The organism is Streptomyces sp. NPDC005799, assembly GCF_040630525.1.
GTDB lineage: Bacteria > Actinomycetota > Actinomycetes > Streptomycetales > Streptomycetaceae > Streptomyces > Streptomyces griseorubiginosus_B.
In genome coordinates this window covers 1-1,726 of record NZ_JBEXXQ010000197.1, presented here as the reverse complement: position 1 = coordinate 1,726, position 1,726 = coordinate 1, and the positions used below count along the sequence as shown (strand labels likewise).

Sequence of the window (1,726 nt, the reverse complement as noted above, 5' to 3'; positions counted from 1 at the left end):
ACACCGCGACCACCTCCACCGACGACGCCACCCCGCACACTCCCAGCCAAGCACCGCACACAGGCAGCCGTCAGCGACTTACCAACATCACCAACAGGTTCGCCAGGCCGGCTGCGCTGGCCTCCTCGGTGAGGGGAAAATCGGGGCGGGCGTCCGGTAAGCCGAAGATTCTGTGATGCCGGTCAGCTCGCCCAACAGGATGGCGATGGGGATCCGCTAGCGGACTTCGGTTTGCGCCACGGCCACCACGGTGACCGGCAGCGCGTGTGTCAGACTCAGCGACTTCCCGGATCCCTCCGGGCGCCCGTTCGAACGGCACGCGTGCGGGAGGGACACGGCGATGGCCAGACAGGATGTCAAGGACGAGATCCTCTATCTGCGGGCGGCAGGGCTGGATCTGGGCAAGCGGTTCCTGCTGGCGTGCGTACGCACGCCGTGCTTGAAGCGGCCCGGGACCTGGACGCTGGAGACCGAACGGTTCGCCACCACCCCGGCCGAGATCCGGCGTCTGCTGGCCTGGCTGCTCGAGCGCCGGGTCGAAGTGGTGGTGCTCGAGGCCACCTCGGACTACTGGCGCCACCTCTACTACACCTTGCAGCCGCACCTGAACCTGATGCTGGTCAACCCGGCCCATCTCAAGGGCATTCGGGGGCGCAAGAGCGACCCCAGCGACGCCGCGTTCCTGGCCCGGGCGGGCGCCTCGGGCATGGTGATGGGCTCCTTCGTGCCCGAGCGGGAGATCCGCGAACTGCGGGACCTGACCCGCCGCCGCACGCAGCTGATCACGGCACGCGGGCAGGAGGCCCAGCGGCTGGAGAAGGAACTCGAGGACACCGGGATGAAGCTGTCCTCGGTGCTCAGCGACATCACCGGAGCCAGCGGACGTGCCATCATCAACGCGCTGATCGGCGGCGAGCGGGACCCTCAGGCGCTGGCCGACCTGGCCATCCGGCGGGCCCGCAGTAAGATCCCGGCCCTGGTTGAGGCACTGGACGGAACGTTCACCGAGCACCACGCGTTCATGTGCCGGCACTACCTCGACGAGATCGACCACCTCACCGCCAGGGCCGACCAGTTGGACCAGCGGATCACCGCACTGCTGACCCGTCTGGAGCACAACAAGGACGTCGAGAACCTGGACACCATCCCCGGCATCGGCCCATCGGCGGCTGAAATCATCATCGCTGAAACCGGTGGGGACATGGCCCAGTTCGCGACCGCCGGCCATCTCGCCTCCTGGATCGGGGTCTGCCCGGGCATGAACGAATCCGCCGGCGTCACCAAGTCCGCCCGTACCCGCAACGGCAACAGCAACCTGAAACGGCTGCTGGGCATCGCCGCGATGTCGGTGACCCGGAACAAGGACTGCTACCTCAGTGCCTACTACCGACGCATCGCCGCCCGCCGCGGACGGCAGCGGGCCCTGGTCGCGGTGATGCACAAACTCGCCGTCGCGATCTGGCACATCCTCCGCCACAAGACCCGATACCAGGACCTCGGCGCCGACTACTTCACCCGCCGCGACCCTGAACGCGCCATGCGCCGCATGACCAAGGAAGCCAACCGCCTCGGCCTCACCATCCGCTTCGAGCCCATCGCAACAACGGGCTGACCAGCACAATCACTCAACTTTTCGTGTCAGTAATCCAGGCCGCTGCGCTGGCCGCCGTGGTGGCGGGAAAATAGGGCCGGTGTCCGTCCGGGACGCCGACGAATCTGTGATGCC

1 protein-coding gene is annotated in these 1,726 nt (G+C 67.3%); it reads left to right on the top strand.

Going from position 1 to position 1,726, the window contains the following annotated elements; genetic code table 11:
* Positions 1-340: 340 nt before the first annotated feature.
* On the top strand, positions 341-1,612 hold the full coding sequence (locus ABZ453_RS51190; RefSeq protein ID WP_359026947.1) for an IS110 family transposase: 1,272 nt from the start codon (positions 341-343) through the stop codon (positions 1,610-1,612).
* Positions 1,613-1,726: the final 114 nt, after the last annotated feature.